The sequence below is a fragment of the Pseudomonas sivasensis genome, assembly GCF_013778505.1.
Classification (GTDB): Bacteria; Pseudomonadota; Gammaproteobacteria; order Pseudomonadales; family Pseudomonadaceae; genus Aquipseudomonas; species Aquipseudomonas sivasensis.
Genome location: NZ_JAAOWU010000002.1, coordinates 113,786 through 132,225, shown reverse-complemented (window position 1 = coordinate 132,225; position 18,440 = coordinate 113,786). Strand labels below are relative to the sequence as shown.

16 protein-coding genes are annotated in these 18,440 nt (G+C 59.7%); 9 read left to right on the top strand and 7 right to left on the bottom strand.

Annotated features, from left to right (window positions below; all coding sequences use genetic code 11):
* Nucleotides 1–63: 63 nt before the first annotated feature.
* The 4 genes from G9Q84_RS04120 to gbcA form a co-directional block, all read right to left on the bottom strand.
* Nucleotides 64–570, bottom strand: coding sequence for a type II secretion system protein (locus G9Q84_RS04120; RefSeq protein WP_178075193.1), 507 nt, complete (start codon nucleotides 568–570; stop codon nucleotides 64–66).
* Nucleotides 557–937 (bottom strand): type II secretion system protein, encoded by a 381-nt coding sequence (locus G9Q84_RS04115; RefSeq protein WP_032883989.1) that lies wholly within the window; start codon nucleotides 935–937, stop codon nucleotides 557–559. Before G9Q84_RS04115 ends, G9Q84_RS04120 begins: the two co-directional genes overlap by 14 nt.
* Nucleotides 912–1,406, bottom strand: coding sequence for a prepilin-type N-terminal cleavage/methylation domain-containing protein (locus G9Q84_RS04110; RefSeq protein ID WP_181643044.1), 495 nt, complete (start codon nucleotides 1,404–1,406; stop codon nucleotides 912–914). The genes G9Q84_RS04115 and G9Q84_RS04110 overlap by 26 nt, the downstream gene beginning before the upstream one ends.
* An 812-nt stretch (nucleotides 1,407–2,218) precedes the next feature.
* Nucleotides 2,219–3,514, bottom strand: a complete 1,296-nt coding sequence (gbcA, locus tag G9Q84_RS04105) for a glycine-betaine demethylase subunit GbcA (protein ID WP_032883986.1) — start codon at nucleotides 3,512–3,514, stop codon at nucleotides 2,219–2,221.
* A 284-nt stretch (nucleotides 3,515–3,798) separates the two neighbouring features.
* On the opposite strand from gbcA, the gene gbcB reads away from it, so the two are divergent.
* Entirely contained in the window at nucleotides 3,799–4,899 is a 1,101-nt protein-coding gene (gene gbcB / locus G9Q84_RS04100; protein ID WP_032883983.1) for a glycine-betaine demethylase subunit GbcB, read from the top strand.
* A gap of 146 nt (nucleotides 4,900–5,045) precedes the next feature.
* Here the strand turns inward: gbcB and G9Q84_RS29510 are convergent, their stop codons facing one another.
* The 3 genes from G9Q84_RS29510 to G9Q84_RS04095 form a co-directional block, all read right to left on the bottom strand.
* A complete protein-coding gene (locus G9Q84_RS29510; protein ID WP_274602989.1) occupies nucleotides 5,046–5,168 on the bottom strand; it encodes a hypothetical protein in 123 nt (40 codons plus the stop codon).
* 1,033 nt (nucleotides 5,169–6,201) lie between these two features.
* Complete coding sequence (locus G9Q84_RS29505; protein ID WP_274602988.1) at nucleotides 6,202–6,324, bottom strand: hypothetical protein; 123 nt, start codon at nucleotides 6,322–6,324, stop codon at nucleotides 6,202–6,204.
* Nucleotides 6,325–6,588: 264 nt separating this feature from the next.
* Nucleotides 6,589–7,629, bottom strand: a complete 1,041-nt coding sequence (locus G9Q84_RS04095; RefSeq protein ID WP_032883981.1) for a threonine aldolase family protein — start codon at nucleotides 7,627–7,629, stop codon at nucleotides 6,589–6,591.
* Nucleotides 7,630–7,719: 90 nt separating this feature from the next.
* On the opposite strand from G9Q84_RS04095, the gene G9Q84_RS04090 reads away from it, so the two are divergent.
* The 8 genes from G9Q84_RS04090 (at nucleotide 7,720) to fdhA (ending at nucleotide 17,737) form a co-directional block, all read left to right on the top strand.
* Nucleotides 7,720–8,448, top strand: coding sequence for a TraX family protein (locus tag G9Q84_RS04090; RefSeq protein WP_181642928.1), 729 nt, complete (start codon nucleotides 7,720–7,722; stop codon nucleotides 8,446–8,448).
* 238 nt (nucleotides 8,449–8,686) lie between these two features.
* Nucleotides 8,687–9,940, top strand: a complete 1,254-nt coding sequence (gene glyA / locus G9Q84_RS04085; protein WP_181642927.1) for a serine hydroxymethyltransferase — start codon at nucleotides 8,687–8,689, stop codon at nucleotides 9,938–9,940.
* 22 nt (nucleotides 9,941–9,962) lie between these two features.
* Nucleotides 9,963–11,213, top strand: coding sequence for a sarcosine oxidase subunit beta (locus G9Q84_RS04080; protein WP_010207084.1), 1,251 nt, complete (start codon nucleotides 9,963–9,965; stop codon nucleotides 11,211–11,213).
* 15 nt (nucleotides 11,214–11,228) lie between these two features.
* Complete coding sequence (locus tag G9Q84_RS04075; RefSeq protein ID WP_003194855.1) at nucleotides 11,229–11,531, top strand: sarcosine oxidase subunit delta; 303 nt, start codon at nucleotides 11,229–11,231, stop codon at nucleotides 11,529–11,531.
* Nucleotides 11,528–14,545, top strand: a complete 3,018-nt coding sequence (locus tag G9Q84_RS04070; protein ID WP_032883975.1) for a sarcosine oxidase subunit alpha — start codon at nucleotides 11,528–11,530, stop codon at nucleotides 14,543–14,545. The genes G9Q84_RS04075 and G9Q84_RS04070 overlap by 4 nt, the downstream gene beginning before the upstream one ends.
* Nucleotides 14,546–14,674: 129 nt before the next feature.
* Nucleotides 14,675–15,307, top strand: coding sequence for a sarcosine oxidase subunit gamma (locus G9Q84_RS04065; RefSeq protein WP_032883974.1), 633 nt, complete (start codon nucleotides 14,675–14,677; stop codon nucleotides 15,305–15,307).
* A 175-nt stretch (nucleotides 15,308–15,482) separates the two neighbouring features.
* Nucleotides 15,483–16,340, top strand: coding sequence for a formyltetrahydrofolate deformylase (purU, locus tag G9Q84_RS04060; protein ID WP_032883972.1), 858 nt, complete (start codon nucleotides 15,483–15,485; stop codon nucleotides 16,338–16,340).
* Nucleotides 16,341–16,537: 197 nt separating this feature from the next.
* Nucleotides 16,538–17,737, top strand: coding sequence for a formaldehyde dehydrogenase, glutathione-independent (gene fdhA / locus G9Q84_RS04055; RefSeq protein ID WP_005792122.1), 1,200 nt, complete (start codon nucleotides 16,538–16,540; stop codon nucleotides 17,735–17,737).
* Nucleotides 17,738–18,440: the final 703 nt, after the last annotated feature.

Sequence of the window (18,440 nt, the reverse complement as noted above, 5' to 3'; positions counted from 1 at the left end):
TCCGCCTCAATTCAGATAGAAAAGTTCCGAACGGCTGGAACGATCAGTGTGTGTGCAAGGGCATCATTGGTTGGGCTGGTCTCCACGGGGAGCGCTGGGGATTGGAGGGTTACTCTGTCCAGGGCCGTACAGAAACACCCACCCTTGATAACTGCCTTGCCCTGTAAAACTCTGATTGATCACCGCAAAGTTGCTTTGCTTGAACGGCGTGCCGCTGGCGTTGCTGAACACGCCCATGATCGTTTCACCCGGCCCCGGGACCACGCCCCAATCGGCGGTGCCGGTCAGCGGGTCGTCATAGACCCGGCGCAGGTAGCGCTTGATGGTCGGTTGGCGGCGGTCCAGCACCAAATCTTCGAGGGACTTGGGGAACGTATTACCGGCGGCGTAGTACAGGCCGATCGCCCGCCGAATCTCATTGCCTCGCGCCAGCAGTTCCAACTCACGCTCGCGCTGCAACACGCTGGACCACAGCGTGCCTGTTTCCATCAACATCACCGCCACCACGGCCACTGTCACCAACATGCCCATGAACACCGAGCCGTCCTGGCTGTGTTTACCAGTCTGCATAGGCGCTCCCGTCGTGGGCGCTGCCGGGCGCACCGCTGCGCACGTCGCCCAGGCCTTGTTCGTCGGAGGGTTGCAGTTGCCAGGTGTCGCGCTTGCCGGTGAGCGGGTCCATGGGGATTTCGCGCAAATAGCGCCGGTCGACCAGGGCTTGCAGGGACTCGGGATTGTTGCCGTGGTCTTCACGGTATTGGTCCAGGGCCTGGCGGATGGAGGACAGGTTATGGCGCAGCACGGTTTCCTGGGCCTTGGCGTGCTGGCGAAAATACTGGGGCGTCACGAGGGTCATGAGGGTGGCGATGATAGCCATCACCACCAGCAACTCGATCAGGGTAAAACCCCGATTACCACTGGCTGTATGACGTTCCATTCAAACTCTCCCGAGTGCTGCGGGACGAAACGTCGAATACATCTTCCCCCTCTTGTGGGTTATCAGCGGTGCTCTTGTAACTGCGCAGTTGCCAGGTTTGCGCGGGCAACAGTTCCGGACACTCGCAGACGGGGTCGCGGGGGATGCGGCGCAGGAAGAAGAGTTTTTTGCCTTTGAGATCGGTCTTGTCCGTGACCCCCTCGACTAATGCTTGGAGGGAGGGTGGATAACCGCTGTAGCTGATACTTTTTTCAATACGTCCGGCGTCGCTGGCTTCTTTGTAGGCGTCGATCCCACGGCGTATTTCCCGCAACGAGCGTTGCAGGTCAAGTTCCCTGTCGCGTTTACCCATCAACGCCGTCAGCGGATAAGCCACTGTCGAAAGCGTGGCCAGTAAGGCCAGCGTCAGTAGTAATTCAATCAGCGTAAAACCTTTGGCGCAGTGATGGCTGGAATGACCCCGCCCTATCACTGATCTATCTCCCTCTATCGCGCCAAGGACTTCTGCATTAACCCAGGCCAATGGATATAACTGCAAAAGTGAGTGTAGATGAACTTTGAATCTGAGTATTTTTTGTACAGTTGGCCGATAAGCGGTGGTTACCCACAATCACTGTGCACGTGCCTGTGGATAAGGTGTTTGTGGTTGTCCACAGAGCTTGTAAATCAAGGCCTACAGCGCGCTGTACGAAAAACAACCAGGCTAAGTGGCGGTTTTTACAGGCGTTTTGATGTGGATAAGGACGCTGCCCATTCTCGACTTGCCCCCAAACTCTGTTGGCGGTTCTGTGGATAAGATGTTCGCTATCAGCTACAGGCCATATAAACAGCGGCTCTCAGTGAGTTGGTTGTATTTTGATCAATTCGGCCTTTTTGTTCCGCTAAACCGGTAGATGCCCCGGTTTATGAAGGTTTGAGGCGGTTTTCCACAGCGTCGCCAGAGTTGCACCCAAAGTCTGTTGGCGGATCTGTGGATAAGGTGTTTGCGTACCGCTGTGGGCTTTGTATTACGTGGCTTGCAGACTATTGATCATAAATTGATCAAAGCAGGGCGAAACCCGTGGAGTTGAATAAGTCACGGATTTTCTTCAGTTAATTTTGGACAAGTAAGCCAGTTGCCCACAATTACTGTGGGTGGCTTTGTGGATAAGTTGTTGGGTAAAGGCTGGAGGGCGCGCTGGCAGAGGCTTGCGAGAGATTTGATCAAATATTGAGCAGTGTGAGGTTCAAGTGCGGGAGGGGGCTTGTCCCTCTCCCACCTTGTTGAGCTGCGGGTATCGGTTATTCGTGTGCAGCCACGCCTTTGAGGTAAGGCGCCGGTGCAGCGCCCAGATTGCTCAGCAGGCGCTCGCTGTACCAGTCCACAAAGTTCACCACGCCGAACTCATAGGTCTTGGAGTACGGCCCTGGCTGGTAAGCGGTGGAGTTGATCCCGCGCTGGTTCTCTTCGGCCAAGCGACGGTCCTGGTCGTTGGTGGCGTCCCACACTTGGCGCATGCGCTCCACGTCGTAGTCCACGCCTTCGACGGCGTCCTTGTGCACGATCCACTTGGTGGTGACCATGGTTTCCTGGGCGCTGATTGGCCACACGGTGAACACGATGATGTGATCGCCCATGCAGTGGTTCCAGGAATGCGGCAGGTGCAGGATGCGCATCGAGCCCAGATCGGGGTTTTTGATGCGGCCCATCAGCTTGGCGCAGCCTTGCTTGCCGTCCAGCGTCATCGACACAGTGCCCTTGAGCAGCGGCATGCGCACGATGCGGTTGCGCAGGCCGAAGCTGGCGTGGGCGTAAGGAATTTTTTCCGCGTCCCAAGCGGCTGCGGAGGCGGCCACGTGGTCCTTGAACGCCTGGTCGGCGCGCGGGTCGGTGACATCGTCCCATTCCAGCAGGGTCTTGAGCAGTTCCGGGTGCGAGGCGTTGCAGTGGTAGCACTCGCGGTTGTTTTCCAGCACCAGCTTCCAGTTGGCTTTTTCCATCAAGGTGGTTTGCACCGCCACCTTGGTGTTCTCCATGTCGTACGGTTCCATGTAGTGGTTCAGGGTCGACAGGAAGTCATCAATGGCCGGCGGGTTCTCGGCCAGGCTGATGAAGATGTAGCCACCGGCGGTCTTCACGTTCACCGGCTTCAAACCGTACTGCTTCATGTCGAAGTCGGCGCCCATTTCGGTACCGGCAAACAGCAGGCGGCCGTCCAGCTCGTAAGTCCACTGGTGGTAGTGACACACGAGTTTGGCGACCTTGCCCTTGTCACTGGTGCACAGGCGCGAACCGCGATGGCGGCAGACGTTGTGGAACGCATGCACCACGCCTTCGGCGCCACGAATCACGATGATCGGGTTCTTGCCGATTTGCAGGGTCAGGTAGTTACCCTTGGCGGGAATTTCGCAGGTCATGCCGGCGATCAACCACTCTTTCTGGAAAATCTCCTGCATGTCGATATCAAACAGCCGGTCATCAGAGTAGAACGGCTGCGGCAGCGAAAACGTGCGCTCGCGCTCTTGCAGCATTTGCGCGGTGGCCTTGCGTGCGGGTTCCAGCGGATCGCCCAAGCTTAAGGTTGCGGTGACGTCCATCGTGTGTGTCCTCATGGCCATTCTGTGTGGCCGGCGAATAGTGGCTACGGTTGATGCTATGCAAGGCGTAAAGAAAGCGTAGTTGTTGGGTGCGAGTGTGGGGCCGGCGTTGCGACGATCCTTATCCATGGGCGACATGGCCCAATCTGATCCCGACGCGCAACCCCCTGTCGTTGGGGGCTGGTCGCGATAAGTATGTGAATGTCGCAGATAGGTAAATGGGTGGTTCTCGCGTTACGCAGAATCGCCACCATAAAGCCGAATATCGGCAGTGGAGAATCAGCATGTCCAACAGTTTCCTGAATCCAGTAACTACCCAGACCTGGGCCAATGGTCGGCACATCGTCCGTTGCGTCAAAGTCATCCAGGAAACCTGGGACGTGCGCACCTTTTGCTTCATGGCCGACCAGCCGATCCTGTTCTTTTTCAAGCCGGGGCAATTTGTCACCCTGGAGCTGGAAATCGAAGGCCAGCCGATCATGCGCTCGTACACGATTTCGAGCTCGCCCTCGGTGCCTTACAGCTTCTCGGTGACCATCAAGCGTGTGCCGGGCGGCAAGGTGTCCAACTGGCTGCACGACACGCTGCACGAAGGCCAGGAACTGGCGGTACACGGACCGGTGGGGTTGTTCAACGCCATCGACTTCCCAAGCCCCAAAGTCTTGTACCTCAGCGGCGGGGTGGGGATTACTCCCGTGATGTCCATGGCGCGTTGGTTCTACGACACCAACGCCAATGTCGACATGACCTTTATCCACAGCGCCCGCTCGCCCAAAGACATCATTTACCACCGCGAGCTGGAGCACATGGCGTCGCGGATCGATAACTTCAGCCTGCACCTGATTTGTGAGAAGCACGGTCTGGGCGAGCCTTGGGCCGGTTATCGGGGCTACCTGAACCACAAGATGCTCGAACTGATGGTGCCCGACTTCCTGGAGCGCGAAGTGTTCTGCTGCGGCCCGACGCCGTACATGAACGCGGTCAAGCGCCTGCTGGAAGTGGCCGGGTTCGACATGGCGCGCTATCACGAGGAATCCTTCGGTGCGACGCCGCCGGAAGCTCGTGCCGATGCGGTGGAACAAGCCGAACAAGCGGCCGACGCGCCGGAAATCGATTTGGCAGACCTGCATCAGGTGGAATTCATTTCGTCAGGCAAGAGCATCCGCGTGGCGCCGGGCGAAACCGTGCACGCAGCGGCGGCCAAGCTTGGGCTGTTGATCCCGAAAGCTTGCGGCATGGGTATTTGCGGAACGTGCAAGGTGATGAAGCTGGGCGGGGAGGTCGAGATGGACCACAACGGCGGGATCACCGAGGAAGACGAAGCCGACGGTTACATCCTGTCGTGCTGCAGCGTGCCGAAGGGGGATGTGCGTATCGAGTTCTGATTGCTCAAGCAGGCACAACACAGTCCAAATGTGGGAGGGGGCTTGCTCCCGATAGCAGAGTGTCAGCCACTGCATGTGCAAGCTGACCCACTGCCATCGGGAGCAAGCCCCCTCCCACATTTTTTATGCACATCAGTGAGTGATTGTCAGGCGCCCATGACTTCGCGGACGTCTGCGGCCAGTTCGCGCACGCGCTCTTCCTCCAGGCACAACACAGTCCACATGTGGGAGGGGGCTTGCTCCCGATAGCAGAGTGTCAGCCACTGCATGTGCAAGCCGACCCACCGCCATCGGGAGCAAGCCCCCTCCCACATTTTTTATGTACATCAGTGAGTCATTGTCAGGCGCCCATGACTTCGCGGATGTCTGCGGCCAGTTCGCGCACGCTCTTCCTCCAGGCACAACACAGTCCACATGTGGGAGGGGGCTTGCTCCCGATAGCAGAGTGTCAGTCACTGCATGTGCAAGCTGACCCATCGCCATCGGGAGCAAGCCCCCTCCCACATTTTTTTATGTACATCAGTGAGTCATTGTCAGGCGCCCATAACTTCGCGGATGTCTGCGGCCAGTTCGCACACGCTCTTCCTCCAGGCACAACACAGTCCAGATGTGGGAGGGGGCTTGCTCCCGATAGCAGAGTGTCAGCCACTGCATGTGCAAGCTGACCCACCGCCATCGGGAGCAAGCCCCCTCCCACATTTTTTATGTACATCAGTGAGTCATTGTCAGGCGCCCATAACTTCGCGGATGTCTGCGGCCAGTTCGCACGCGCTCTTCCTCCAGGCACAACACAGTCCAAATGTGAGAGGGGGCTTGCTCCCGATAGCAGAGTGTCAGCCACTGCATGTGCAAGCTGACCCACCGCCATCGGGAGCAAGCCCCCTCCCACATTTTTTATGCACATCAGTGAGTGATTGTCAGGCGCCCATGACTTCGCGGACGTCTGCGGCCAGTTCGCGCACGCTCTTCCTCCAGGCACAACACAGTCCAAATGTGGGAGGGGGCTTGCTCCCGATAGCAGAGTGTCAGCCACTGCATGTGCAAGCTGACCCACCGCCATCGGGAGCAAGCCCCCTCCCACATTTTTTTATGTACATCAGTGAGTCATTGTCAGGCGCCCATGACTTCGCGGATGTCTGCGGCCAGTTCGCGCACGCTCTTCCTCCAGGCACAACACCGTCCAAATGTGGGAGGGGGCTTGCTCCCGATAGCAGAGTGTCAGCCACTGCATGTGCAAGCTGACCCACCGCCATCGGGAGCAAGCCCCCTCCCACATTTTTTATGCACATCAGTGAGTCATTGTCAGGCGCCCATGACTTCGCGGATGTCTGCGGCCAGTTCGCGCACGCGCTCTTCCTGCAGGCACAACACAGTCCAAATGTGGGAGGGGGCTTGCTCCCGATAGCAGAGTGTCAGCCACTGCATGTGCAAGCTGACCCGCCGCCATCGGGAGCAAGCCCCCTCCCACATTTTTTATGTACATCAGTGAGTCATTGTCAGGCGCCCATGACTTCGCGGATGTCTGCGGCCAGTTCGCGCACGCTCTTCCTCCAGGCACAACACAGTCCACATGTGGGAGGGGGCTTGCTCCCGATAGCAGAGTGTCAGTCACTGCATGTGCAAGCTGACCCATCGCCATCGGGAGCAAGCCCCCTCCCACATTTTTTTATGTACATCAGTGAGTCATTGTCAGGCGCCCATAACTTCGCGGATGTCTGCGGCCAGTTCGCGCACGCGTTCTTCCTCGGTATCCCACGCGCACATGAATCGCGCGCCGCCTTTACCGATGAAGGTGTAGAAGCGCCAGCCCTTGGCGGTCAACGCGGCAATGGCTGGTTCCGAGAGTTGCAGGAATACGCCGTTGGCCTGTACCGGGAACATCAATTCCACGCCCGGAATATCCGCCACCAGGCTGCTAAGCAGTTGTGCGCAGTGGTTGGCGTGGCGTGCATGTTTGAGCCAGGCGTCGTTTTCCAGCAGCCCCACCCATGGCGCCGACAGGAAGCGCATTTTCGACGCGAGCTGGCCGGCCTGTTTGCAGCGGTAGTCGAAGTCTTCGGCCAGCTTGTGGTTGAAGAACAGGATCGCTTCCCCCACGGCCATGCCGTTTTTGGTGCCGCCAAAGCACAGTACGTCCACACCGGCTTTCCAGGTCAGGTCTGCTGGCGAGCAGCCGAGGAAGGCGCAGGCGTTGGAAAAGCGCGCGCCGTCCATGTGCAGGTTCAGGCCCAGTTCTTTGCAAGTGGCGCTGATGGCGCGGATTTCTTCCGGGGTGTACACGCTGCCGACTTCAGTGGCTTGGGTCAGGGTGACTACGCGCGGTTTAGGGTAATGGATGTCTTGGCGTTTGAGCGCGATCTCGCGGATCGATTCCGGGGTCAGCTTGCCGTTTTCGGTGCGGGCTACGAGCAGCTTGGAGCCGTTGGAGAAAAACTCTGGCGCGCCGCATTCGTCGGTTTCGACGTGGGCCGTTTCCGAGCAAATCACGCTATGGTAGCTCTGGCACAAGGAGGACAGCGCCAGTGAGTTGGCGGCGGTGCCGTTGAAGGCGAAGAACACTTCGCAGTCGGTTTCGAACAGGTTGCGGAAACCGTCGGCGGCGCGGTGGGTCCATTCATCATCGCCATAGGCGCGTTGATGGCCTTGGTTGGCTTGTTCCATGGCGGCCCAGGCTTCCGGGCAAATGCCCGAATAGTTGTCACTGGCGAATTGTTGGCTCTTGTCGGTCATGGCCCATTCCTGTGGTCGATGTTGGTGCGCACTTTAACCAAGATTGTCGGGCGTACGCACGCTCTGTAAATGCAAAGTCACTGGGGAATTATGCACGGTACTGAAACGATACCTGTCGGACGTGTCCGTGATGGCGCTTTGGATTTGCTCAAGTGGCTGGCGCTGCTGAGCATGGTGCTCGACCACCTGCGTTATGTCGGCTTGAGCCTCGATGGCCTCTACGTACCGGGGCGCCTGGCGTTCCCGTGGTTTTGCCTGGCGATTGCGGCGAACCTGCACCGCGTCGCAAACGCACCGGTGACTGGGCATTGGCGTTACCTGGGCTGGCTGCTGCTGTTCAGTGTGATCAGCGAAGTGCCGTACCGGATGTTTATCGACGATGCCGATACGTTGAATGTGCTGCCGACCTTGGCCTTGGGCTTGCTGGTTGCCCGAGGATGGCAGCAGAAGGCGCTTATTGATCGAGGATTGGCGTTGATCGCCGCCACGATAGCGGCAGTATTTTCATCCCACTTAATGTTCGATTTCTTTGGTGTATTGCTGCCATTGGCGATGCTGCTGGTGTTTAGTCGGCCTTGGTATTTCAGTGTGTTGCCGGGCCTGGTCTGCGTCGCGGCCAACCAGTGGCAGATCCTACTCAATAGCGGCACGCCGGTGGCGCTGTTGGGGTTGGCTGCATGCCTGATTGCGCCATTGGCCGGATTGGTCTTATTGCGACATGCCAAAAGCGCCGGGCCCCCGGCCATGCGTCGTTGGGCGTATGTGCTCTATCCCGCGCATTTCCTGCTGCTGCTACTCCTTCGCAAGTTCATCACCTGACCCATTGTGGGAGGGGGCTTGCTCCCGATAGCGGTGGATCAGTTTGCACATGCTGTGGCTGACACTCCGCTATCGGGAGCAAGCCCCCTCCCACATTTGTTCTGTGTTGTTCCGGCAATGTCGTAAACGCACCTTTGCGTGGCGTCCGTAGGCATTTGGCCTGTCTGCGCCAGCCCTACCATCGCATCAAAGGGCCCTGCGACGGGCCTCAACAATACGAAAGGCTGGGAGAGACGCGATGTTCAGCAAACAAGACCAGATCCAGGGATATGACGACGCACTGCTGGCGGCCATGAATGCCGAAGAGCAGCGTCAGGAAGATCATATCGAGCTGATCGCGTCGGAGAACTACACCAGCAAGCGTGTGATGGAAGCTCAAGGCAGCGGCCTCACCAACAAATACGCCGAAGGCTACCCAGGCAAGCGCTACTACGGCGGCTGCGAGCACGTGGACAAGGTTGAAGCCCTGGCCATCGAGCGCGCCAAGCAACTGTTCGGCGCCGATTACGCCAACGTGCAGCCACACTCCGGTTCGTCTGCCAACAGCGCTGTGTACCTGGCGTTGATCAATGCCGGCGACACCATCCTGGGCATGAGCCTGGCCCACGGCGGTCACCTGACCCACGGCGCCAAAGTGTCGTCCTCGGGCAAGCTCTACAACGCGGTGCAGTACGGCATCAACACGGATACCGGCTTGATCGACTACGACGAAGTCGAGCGCCTGGCCGTCGAGCACAAGCCGAAAATGGTGGTGGCCGGTTTCTCTGCCTACTCCAAGACCCTGGATTTCCCACGTTTTCGCGCCATCGCTGACAAAGTCGGCGCGCTGCTGTTCGTCGACATGGCCCACGTCGCCGGCCTGGTCGCCGCCGGCCTGTACCCGAACCCACTGCCCTACGCAGACGTGGTCACCACCACCACCCACAAAACCCTGCGCGGTCCACGTGGCGGTTTGATCCTGGCCAAGGCCAACGAAGAAATTGAAAAGAAACTCAACGCCGCCGTGTTCCCTGGCGCCCAGGGCGGCCCGCTGATGCATGTGATCGCCGGCAAGGCCGTGTGCTTCAAGGAAGCCCAGGAGCCAGGCTTCAAGGTCTACCAGCAGCAGGTGATCGACAACGCCCAGGCCATGGCCGGCGTGTTTATCAAACGCGGCTACGATGTAGTGTCCGGCGGCACCGATAACCACTTGTTCCTGGTCAGCCTGATCCGTCAGGGCCTCACCGGCAAAGAGGCGGATGCCGCCCTCGGTCGCGCCCACATCACCGTCAACAAAAACGCCGTGCCGAATGACCCGCAGTCGCCGTTCGTGACCTCGGGCCTGCGCATTGGCACCCCGGCGGTGACCACGCGCGGTTTCAAAGTGACGCAGTGTGTTGAGTTGGCTGGTTGGATCTGCGACATCCTCGACAACCTCGGCGATGCCGACGTCGAGGCCAACGTGGCCAAGCACGTGTCTGCCCTGTGCGCTGATTTCCCGGTTTATCGCTGAGCGCGGTTTTGGAGTAATGACTATGCAACGCTACTCGGGCTTCGGCCTCTTCAAGCACTCCCTCAGCCACCACGAAAACTGGCAGAAGATGTGGCGCACGCCGACCCCGAAAAAGGTCTACGACGTGGTTATCGTCGGCGGCGGCGGGCATGGTCTGGCGACCGCCTACTACCTGGCGAAAGAGCACGGCATCACCAACGTGGCCGTGGTCGAGAAAGGCTGGCTGGGCGGCGGTAACACCGCGCGCAACACCACCATCGTGCGTTCCAACTACCTGTGGGATGAGTCGGCGCACCTGTACGAACACGCGATGAAACTGTGGGAAGGCCTGTCCCAGGACCTGAACTACAACGTGATGTTCTCTCAGCGTGGCGTCTACAACCTGTGCCACACCCTGCAGGACATCCGTGATTCCGAGCGCCGTGTGAGCGCCAACCGCCTCAACGGCGTGGACGGCGAACTGCTCAATGCCAAGCAAGTGGCCGACGAGATTCCGTACCTGGATTGCTCCAAGAACACCCGCTACCCGGTGCTTGGCGCCACCGTGCAACGTCGCGGCGGCGTGGCCCGTCACGATGCCGTGGCCTGGGGCTTTGCCCGCGCCGCTGACGCACTCGGCGTGGACCTGATCCAGCAGACCGAAGTGATCGGTTTCCGCAAGGAAAACGGCGTGTGCATCGGTGTGGAAACCAACAAGGGCTTTATCGGCGCCAAGCGCGTCGGTGTGGTGACGGCGGGTAACTCCGGCCACATGGCTTCGCTCGCCGGTTTCCGCCTGCCGATCGAATCCCACCCGCTGCAAGCGTTGGTGTCGGAGCCGATCAAGCCGATTATCGACAGCGTGATCATGTCCAACGCCGTGCACGGTTACATCAGCCAGTCCGACAAGGGCGACCTGGTGATCGGCGCCGGTATCGACGGCTACAACGGCTACGGCCAGCGCGGCTCGTACCCGGTGATCGAACACACCATCCAGGCCATCGTCGAGATGTTCCCGGTGCTGTCGCGCGTGCGCATGAACCGTCAGTGGGGCGGCATCGTTGACACCACGCCGGACGCCTGCCCGATCATCTCCAAGACCCCAGTGCCGAACATGTTCTTCAACTGCGGTTGGGGCACCGGTGGCTTCAAGGCTACGCCGGGCTCAGGCAACGTGTTTGCCGCGAGTCTCGCCAAGGGTGAAATGCACCCATTGGCTGCACCTTTCTCCATCGACCGTTTCCACAACGGTGCGTTGATCGACGAACACGGCGCTGCGGCCGTCGCCCACTAACAGGAGAAATTTCCTATGTTGCATATCTTCTGTCCTCACTGTGGCGAACTGCGCTCCGAAGAGGAATTCCACGCGTCCGGCCAAGCGCACATCCCGCGCCCGCTGGACCCGAATGCCTGCACCGACGAGCAGTGGGGCGACTACATGTTCTTCCGCGACAACCCGCGCGGCCTGCATCACGAACTGTGGATCCATGCCGCCGGTTGCCGCCAATATTTCAACGCGACCCGCGACACCGTGACCTACGAAATTCTTGAAACCTACAAGATCGGTGAGAAGCCGCAATTCACCGCCAAGGCCTCTGGAGAGAAGGTATGAGCCAGATCAATCGCCTGTCCAACGGTGGCCGGATCGACCGGAATAAAGTCCTGACCTTCAGCTTCAACGGCCAGAGCTACAAAGGCTTTGAAGGCGATACCCTGGCCGCTGCATTGCTGGCCAACGGCGTCGACATCATTGGCCGCAGCTTCAAGTACTCGCGTCCACGGGGCATCTTTGCTGCCGGCGCTGAAGAGCCAAACGCGGTGCTGCAGATCGGCGCCACCGAAGCCACGCAAATCCCTAACGTGCGCGCCACGCAACAGGCGCTGTACCAAGGCCTGGTCGCCACCAGCACCAACGGCTGGCCGAGCGTCAACAACGACATGATGGGCATTCTCGGCAAGGTCGGCGGCAAGCTGATGCCGCCGGGTTTCTACTACAAAACCTTCATGTACCCGCAATCGTTCTGGATGACCTACGAGAAGTACATCCGTAAGGCCGCAGGGCTGGGTCGCTCGCCGACCGAGAACGACCCGGACACCTACGACAACTTCAACCGTCACTGCGACGTGCTGGTGGTCGGCGCAGGCCCCGCCGGCCTCGCTGCTGCACTGGCTGCTGCGCGCAGCGGTGCCCGCGTGATCATCGCCGATGAGCAGGAAGAGTTCGGCGGTTCGCTGCTTGATTCCCGCGAAAGCCTCGACGGCAAGCCGGCCACTGAATGGGTCGCGAGTGTCATCGCTGAACTGAAATCCCTGCCGGACGTGGTGCTGCTGCCCCGCGCCACTGTCAACGGCTACCACGACCATAACTTCCTGACCATTCACGAGCGCCTCACCGATCACTTGGGTGACCGTGCGCCGATTGGTGTGGTGCGCCAGCGCATCCACCGCGTGCGTGCCAAGCGTGTGGTCCTGGCGACCGGTGCTTGCGAGCGTCCGCTGGTGTACGGCAACAACGACGTGCCGGGCAATATGCTCGCGGGTGCGGTTTCCACCTACGTGCGTCGCTATGGCGTAGCACCGGGTAAAAAGCTGGTGCTGTCGACCAACAACGACCACGCTTACCGCGTTGCGCTGGACTGGCTCGATGCCGGTCTGCAAGTGGTGGCGGTGGCTGATGTGCGCCACAACCCACGCGGCGCGCTGGTTGAAGAAGCTCGCGCCAAAGGTATTCGTATCCTCACCGGCAGCGCCGTGATCGAGGCTCGTGGCACCAAGCGCGTCACCGCTGCGCGTATCGCCGCGATCGACGTCAAGGCGCATAAAGTCACCAGCCCTGGCGAGTGGCTGGACTGCGACCTGGTGGCCAGCTCCGGCGGCTACAGCCCGGTGGTCCACTTGGCCTCGCACCTGGGTGGCAAGCCGACCTGGCGCGAAGACATCCTCGGTTTTGTACCGGGCGAAGCACCGCAGAAACGTGTGTGCGTCGGTGGCATCAATGGCGTCTACGGCCTTGGCGATTCCCTGGCGGATGGTTTTGAAGGCGGCGTACGCGCGGCCAGCGAAGCCGGTTTTGCCCCGGTGGAAGGTACGCTGCCAAAAGCCTTGAGCCGTCTGGAAGAGCCAACCCTGGCGCTGTTCCAAGTGCCTCACGAGAAAGCTACCGCACGGGCGCCGAAGCAATTTGTCGACCTGCAGAACGACGTCACCGCCGCCGCCATCGAACTCGCCACCCGCGAAGGTTTCGAGTCGGTGGAACACGTCAAGCGCTACACCGCGTTGGGCTTCGGCACCGACCAGGGCAAGCTCGGCAACGTCAACGGCCTGGCGATTGCCGCACGCTCGCTGAACGTGACCATTCCGCAGATGGGCACCACCATGTTCCGCCCCAACTACACGCCGGTGACCTTCGGCGCGGTAGCGGGCCGGCACTGTGGGCACATCTTCGAACCCGTGCGCTACACCGCGCTGCAAGCCTGGCACGTGAAAAACGGCGCCGAGTTTGAAGACGTTGGTCAGTGGAAACGCCCGTGGTACTTCCCGCGCAACGGTGAAGACCTGCACGCCGCCGTGAAACGCGAATGCCTGGCCGTGCGCGACAGCGTCGGCCTGCTGGATGCGTCCACCCTCGGCAAGATCGACATCCAGGGCCCGGATGCGCGTGAGTTCCTCAACCGCATCTACAGCAACGCCTGGACCAAGCTCGATGTGGGCAAGGCGCGTTACGGCCTGATGTGCAAGGAAGACGGCATGGTCTTCGACGACGGCGTCACCGCCTGTCTCGCCGACAACCACTTCCTGATGACCACCACCACCGGCGGCGCCGCCCGTGTGCTGCAGTGGCTGGAAATCTACCAACAGACCGAATGGCCGGACCTCAAGGTGTACTTCACCTCGGTCACCGACCATTGGGCGACCATGACCCTGTCCGGTCCTAACAGCCGCAAGCTGCTGGCCGAAGTCACCGACATCGACCTGGACAAGGACGGTTTCCCGTTCATGACCTGGAAAGAAGGCCTGGTAGGCGGTGTGCCGGCGCGGGTGTTCCGTATCTCGTTTACCGGTGAGCTGTCGTACGAAGTCAACGTGCAGGCCGACTACGCCATGGGCGTGCTGGAACAGATCGTCGCGGCCGGCAAGAAGTACAACCTGACCCCGTACGGCACCGAAACCATGCACGTACTGCGGGCCGAGAAGGGCTTCATCATCGTCGGCCAGGACACCGACGGCTCGATGACCCCGGACGACCTGAACATGGGCTGGTGCGTTGGCCGCACCAAACCGTTCTCGTGGATCGGCTGGCGTGGGATGAACCGTGAAGACTGCGTGCGCGAAGAGCGTAAGCAACTGGTGGGCTTAAAGCCGATCGACCCGACTGTGTGGCTGCCGGAAGGCGCGCAACTGGTGTTCGATCCGAAGCAGTCGATCCCGATGAAGATGGTCGGCCACGTCACCTCAAGTTATGCGCATAACTCCCTGGGCTATTCGTTTGCCATGGGCGTGGTGAAGGGCGGCTTGAAGCGCATCGGCGAGCGGGTGTTCTCACCCCAGGCGGATGGCAGCGTGATCGAGGCGGAGATTGTGTCTTCGGTGTTCTTTGATCCTAAGGGTGATCGGCAGAACATCTGATAGACCGCGGCGCGGCCATCGGGAGCAAGCCTCCTCCCACATTTTGATGGGTGAATACTTTCAAATGTGGGAGGGGGCTTGCCCCCGATGAGGCCAGAACAGTCACCCCAGAATTCAGATAGGTGCTTTATGACAGCAGCCAATGTTTACCAACAACGCCCCACCTCCGGCGCCAAGGCCGAGTCGTCGCTGCACCATGCCGACCTCGCCAGCCTGGTCGGTAAGGGCCGCAAGAACGCCGGCGTGACCGTGCGTGAAAAGAAACTCCTCGGCCACCTGACCCTTCGTGGTGACGGCCATGACGCAGCCTTCGCCGCCGGCGTGCACAAGGCCCTGGGCATCGAACTGCCCGGCGCCCTGCAGGTCATCGTCAAAGGCGAAACCAGCCTGCAATGGCTCGGCCCGGATGAGTGGTTGCTGATCGTGCCAAGCGGTGAGGAATTCGCCGCCGAACAAAACCTGCGCGCCGCTCTGGGTGATTTGCATATCCAGGTCGTCAACGTCAGCGGCGGTCAGCAGATCCTTGAACTGAGCGGCCCGAACGTGCGTGATGTGCTGATGAAATCCACCAGCTACGACGTGCACCCCAACAACTTCCCGGTGGGCAAGGCAGTGGGCACGGTGTTCGCCAAGTCGCAATTGGTGATCCGCCACACGGCTGAAGACACCTGGGAACTGGTGATTCGTCGCAGCTTCTCGGATTACTGGTGGTTGTGGCTGCAAGACGCCTCGGCCGAATTCGGCCTGAGCGTTCAAGCCTGATCGAGTGGGCGCTTTTGTGGCGAGGGGGATTGCCCCCCGTTGGAGCGCGCAGCGGTCCCACTGTCCCACTAAGGTCAGCTCATTTTTTCTGCAATAACCGAGTGGCGGGTTTTGGAGCTGCTTCGCAGCTCAACGGGGACAAGCCCCCTCGCCACAAGGGCCTGAGGATTCCAGTATGAGCCGCGCACCCGATACATGGATTTTGACCGCCGACTGCCCCAGCGTGCTCGGCACGGTGGACGCGGTCACCCGCTATCTGTTCGAACAGGGCTGCTACGTCACCGAGCACCATTCGTTCGATGACCGTCTCTCGGGTCGGTTTTTTATTCGCGTCGAATTCCGCCAGCCGGACGGCTTCGACGAGCAGGCTTTCCGCGATGGCCTGGCCACGCGCGGTGAAGCCTTTGGCATGATCTTCGAGCTGACGGCGCCGAACTACCGGCCAAAAGTGGTGATCATGGTCTCCAAGGCCGATCACTGCCTTAACGACCTGCTGTACCGCCAGCGTATCGGTCAGCTGTCTATGGATGTGGTCGCAGTGGTGTCCAACCATCCCGATCTCAAACCTTTGGCCGACTGGCATCAAATTCCCTACTACCATTTCCCCCTCGACCCCAACGACAAACCGTCCCAGGAGCGTCAGGTGTGGCAGGTGATTGAAGAGACGGGCGCCGAACTGGTTATCCTTGCGCGCTACATGCAAGTGCTGTCGCCGGAGCTGTGCCGCAAGCTGGACGGCAAGGCCATCAATATTCACCACTCGTTGCTGCCGGGGTTCAAGGGCGCCAAGCCTTATCACCAGGCGTACAACAAGGGCGTGAAACTCGTCGGCGCTACGGCGCATTACATCAACAACGATCTGGACGAAGGTCCGATCATCGCCCAAGGCGTGGAGGTGGTGGATCACAGCCACTATCCAGAGGATTTGATTGCCAAGGGGCGGGACATCGAAGGGCTGACATTGGCGCGGGCGGTGGGGTATCACATTGAGCGGCGGGTGTTCTTGAATGCCAATCGGACGGTGGTGCTCTGACTGCCGCCATCGGGAGCAAGCCCCCTCCCACATTCGACCGCATTCCAAAGGTAGAACTCGGTCAACTGTGGGAGGGGGCTTGCCCCCGTTGAGGCCCTCACAAACAACGCAATAACAGCATCTGTACCCGAGCACTTAAACGCGCTGCCCACCCAACGGGCAACGCAGTTCCATAAAAACAACAGCGAGGTGAAAGCATGTCTGGTAATCGTGGTGTCGTGTATCTCGGCAACGGCAAGGTCGAAGTACAGAAAATCGACTATCCCAAAATGCAGGACCCCCGTGGCAGGAAGATTGAACACGGCGTCATCCTGCGCGTGGTCTCCACCAACATCTGCGGCTCCGACCAACACATGGTGCGCGGCCGCACCACCGCCCAGACCGGCCTGGTGCTCGGTCACGAGATCACCGGTGAAGTGATCGAGAAGGGCAGCGACGTCGAAAACCTGAAGATCGGTGACCTGGTTTCCGTCCCCTTCAACGTCGCCTGCGGCCGCTGCCGCTCCTGCAAAGAACAGCACACCGGCGTGTGCCTGACCGTCAACCCGGCCCGTGCCGGTGGTGCTTATGGCTACGTCGATATGGGTGACTGGACCGGTGGCCAGGCCGAGTACGTGCTGGTGCCATACGCCGACTTCAACCTGCTGAAACTGCCCGACCGTGACAAGGCCATGGAGAAAATCCGTGACCTGACCTGCCTCTCCGACATTCTCCCCACCGGCTACCACGGCGCGGTGACTGCTGGCGTTGGCCCTGGCAGCACCGTCTACATCGCCGGCGCCGGTCCCGTCGGCCTGGCAGCTGCTGCGTCTGCACGCCTGCTGGGCGCGGCGGTGGTGATCATCGGCGACGTCAACTCCATCCGCCTGGCCCACGCCAAGGCCCAGGGTTTTGAAATCGTCGACCTCTCCACCGACACCCCATTGCACGAACAAATCGCCGCGCTCCTCGGCGAGCCCGAAGTGGACTGCGCGGTTGACTGCGTAGGCTTTGAAGCACGCGGTCACGGTCACGACGGCGTCAAGGCCGAAGCCCCGGCCACGGTGCTCAACTCACTGATGGGCGTGGTGCGTGTGGCGGGCAAGATCGGTATCCCCGGCCTGTACGTCACCGAAGATCCAGGTGCTGTGGATGCCGCCGCGAAAATGGGCAGCCTGAGCATCCGCTTCGGCCTGGGCTGGGCCAAATCCCACAGCTTCCACACTGGGCAAACGCCAGTAATGAAGTACAACCGCCAACTGATGCAGGCGATCATGTGGGACCGTATCAACATTGCTGAAATCGTCGGTGTGCAGGTGATCAGCCTGGATGACGCACCACGTGGGTATGGCGAGTTCGATGCGGGCGTGCCGAAGAAGTTTGTGATTGATCCGCATAAGTTGTTTAGTGCGGCGTAGTTGATAGATAAGGGCGACTTAGAGTCGCCCTTTTTTTGTGGAGATCAAGCTTTTATTAACAGCCAACTGATAAACATCGTCAGGGCTGATAGATGGGTAATGAGTGAGGGTATAACCATCCAGCATCTGAGGCGTCTTGGGATCTTTTCAATATCCTCCGTGACTATCAGGTTTCTCCATTGAAATAATTTTGGCAGAAGAATAACCGTGGCCACGACATATAGGCGTACGTGTCTCCCCTCAAAGTGCAAACGGCGCAGAGTATGTTGCGTCCCCACGATGTATGTGCTGCGTTGCAGATAATGTTCCGCTGCGTCGAGCTTATCGAACATGACATAAAAGTTGAGTGGGAGGCTGAGTAGCATGATGGCTCCTGACAACATACCGATAAATGTCGGATCCATTTAGCCTCCCCAAGTTTTGTGGCTCAGTTTGAGCAACGGATAAGGCTGTGGCCGCTCATTGATAAATGCGTAAGGTCCCTGCATCGCGTACACCTCCAAGACTGAGGCGCACGACTATATGAAGACGCCAAGGCGGGTGTAAGACGTTGGCCGAGGCGCTGGTAGAGTTTCGGAAACGAACTACGAAAGATCAGGCTTACACCTACCTTTTGTGGTGAGCGGGCTTGCCCCGCGCTGGGCTGCGAAGCGGCACCAAACCCTTATGGTGAAAGGAGGATTGTTGGGGGCGGGCGCGAGGC

Coding starts and splice junctions, on each gene's coding strand:
- G9Q84_RS04075 (WP_003194855.1), top strand. CDS start 11,229: ATGTTGCATATCTTCTGTCCTCACTGTGGCGAACTGCGCTCCGAAGAG.
- G9Q84_RS29510 (WP_274602989.1), bottom strand. CDS start 5,168: ATGCAGTGGCTGACACTCTGCTATCGGGAGCAAGCCCCCTCCCACATG.
- fdhA (WP_005792122.1), top strand. CDS start 16,538: ATGTCTGGTAATCGTGGTGTCGTGTATCTCGGCAACGGCAAGGTCGAA.
- G9Q84_RS04120 (WP_178075193.1), bottom strand. CDS start 570: ATGCAGACTGGTAAACACAGCCAGGACGGCTCGGTGTTCATGGGCATG.
- G9Q84_RS29505 (WP_274602988.1), bottom strand. CDS start 6,324: ATGCAGTGGCTGACACTCTGCTATCGGGAGCAAGCCCCCTCCCACATT.
- G9Q84_RS04070 (WP_032883975.1), top strand. CDS start 11,528: ATGAGCCAGATCAATCGCCTGTCCAACGGTGGCCGGATCGACCGGAAT.
- G9Q84_RS04090 (WP_181642928.1), top strand. CDS start 7,720: ATGCACGGTACTGAAACGATACCTGTCGGACGTGTCCGTGATGGCGCT.
- G9Q84_RS04065 (WP_032883974.1), top strand. CDS start 14,675: ATGACAGCAGCCAATGTTTACCAACAACGCCCCACCTCCGGCGCCAAG.
- G9Q84_RS04095 (WP_032883981.1), bottom strand. CDS start 7,629: ATGACCGACAAGAGCCAACAATTCGCCAGTGACAACTATTCGGGCATT.
- gbcA (WP_032883986.1), bottom strand. CDS start 3,514: ATGGACGTCACCGCAACCTTAAGCTTGGGCGATCCGCTGGAACCCGCA.
- glyA (WP_181642927.1), top strand. CDS start 8,687: ATGTTCAGCAAACAAGACCAGATCCAGGGATATGACGACGCACTGCTG.
- G9Q84_RS04115 (WP_032883989.1), bottom strand. CDS start 937: ATGGAACGTCATACAGCCAGTGGTAATCGGGGTTTTACCCTGATCGAG.
- G9Q84_RS04080 (WP_010207084.1), top strand. CDS start 9,963: ATGCAACGCTACTCGGGCTTCGGCCTCTTCAAGCACTCCCTCAGCCAC.
- purU (WP_032883972.1), top strand. CDS start 15,483: ATGAGCCGCGCACCCGATACATGGATTTTGACCGCCGACTGCCCCAGC.
- gbcB (WP_032883983.1), top strand. CDS start 3,799: ATGTCCAACAGTTTCCTGAATCCAGTAACTACCCAGACCTGGGCCAAT.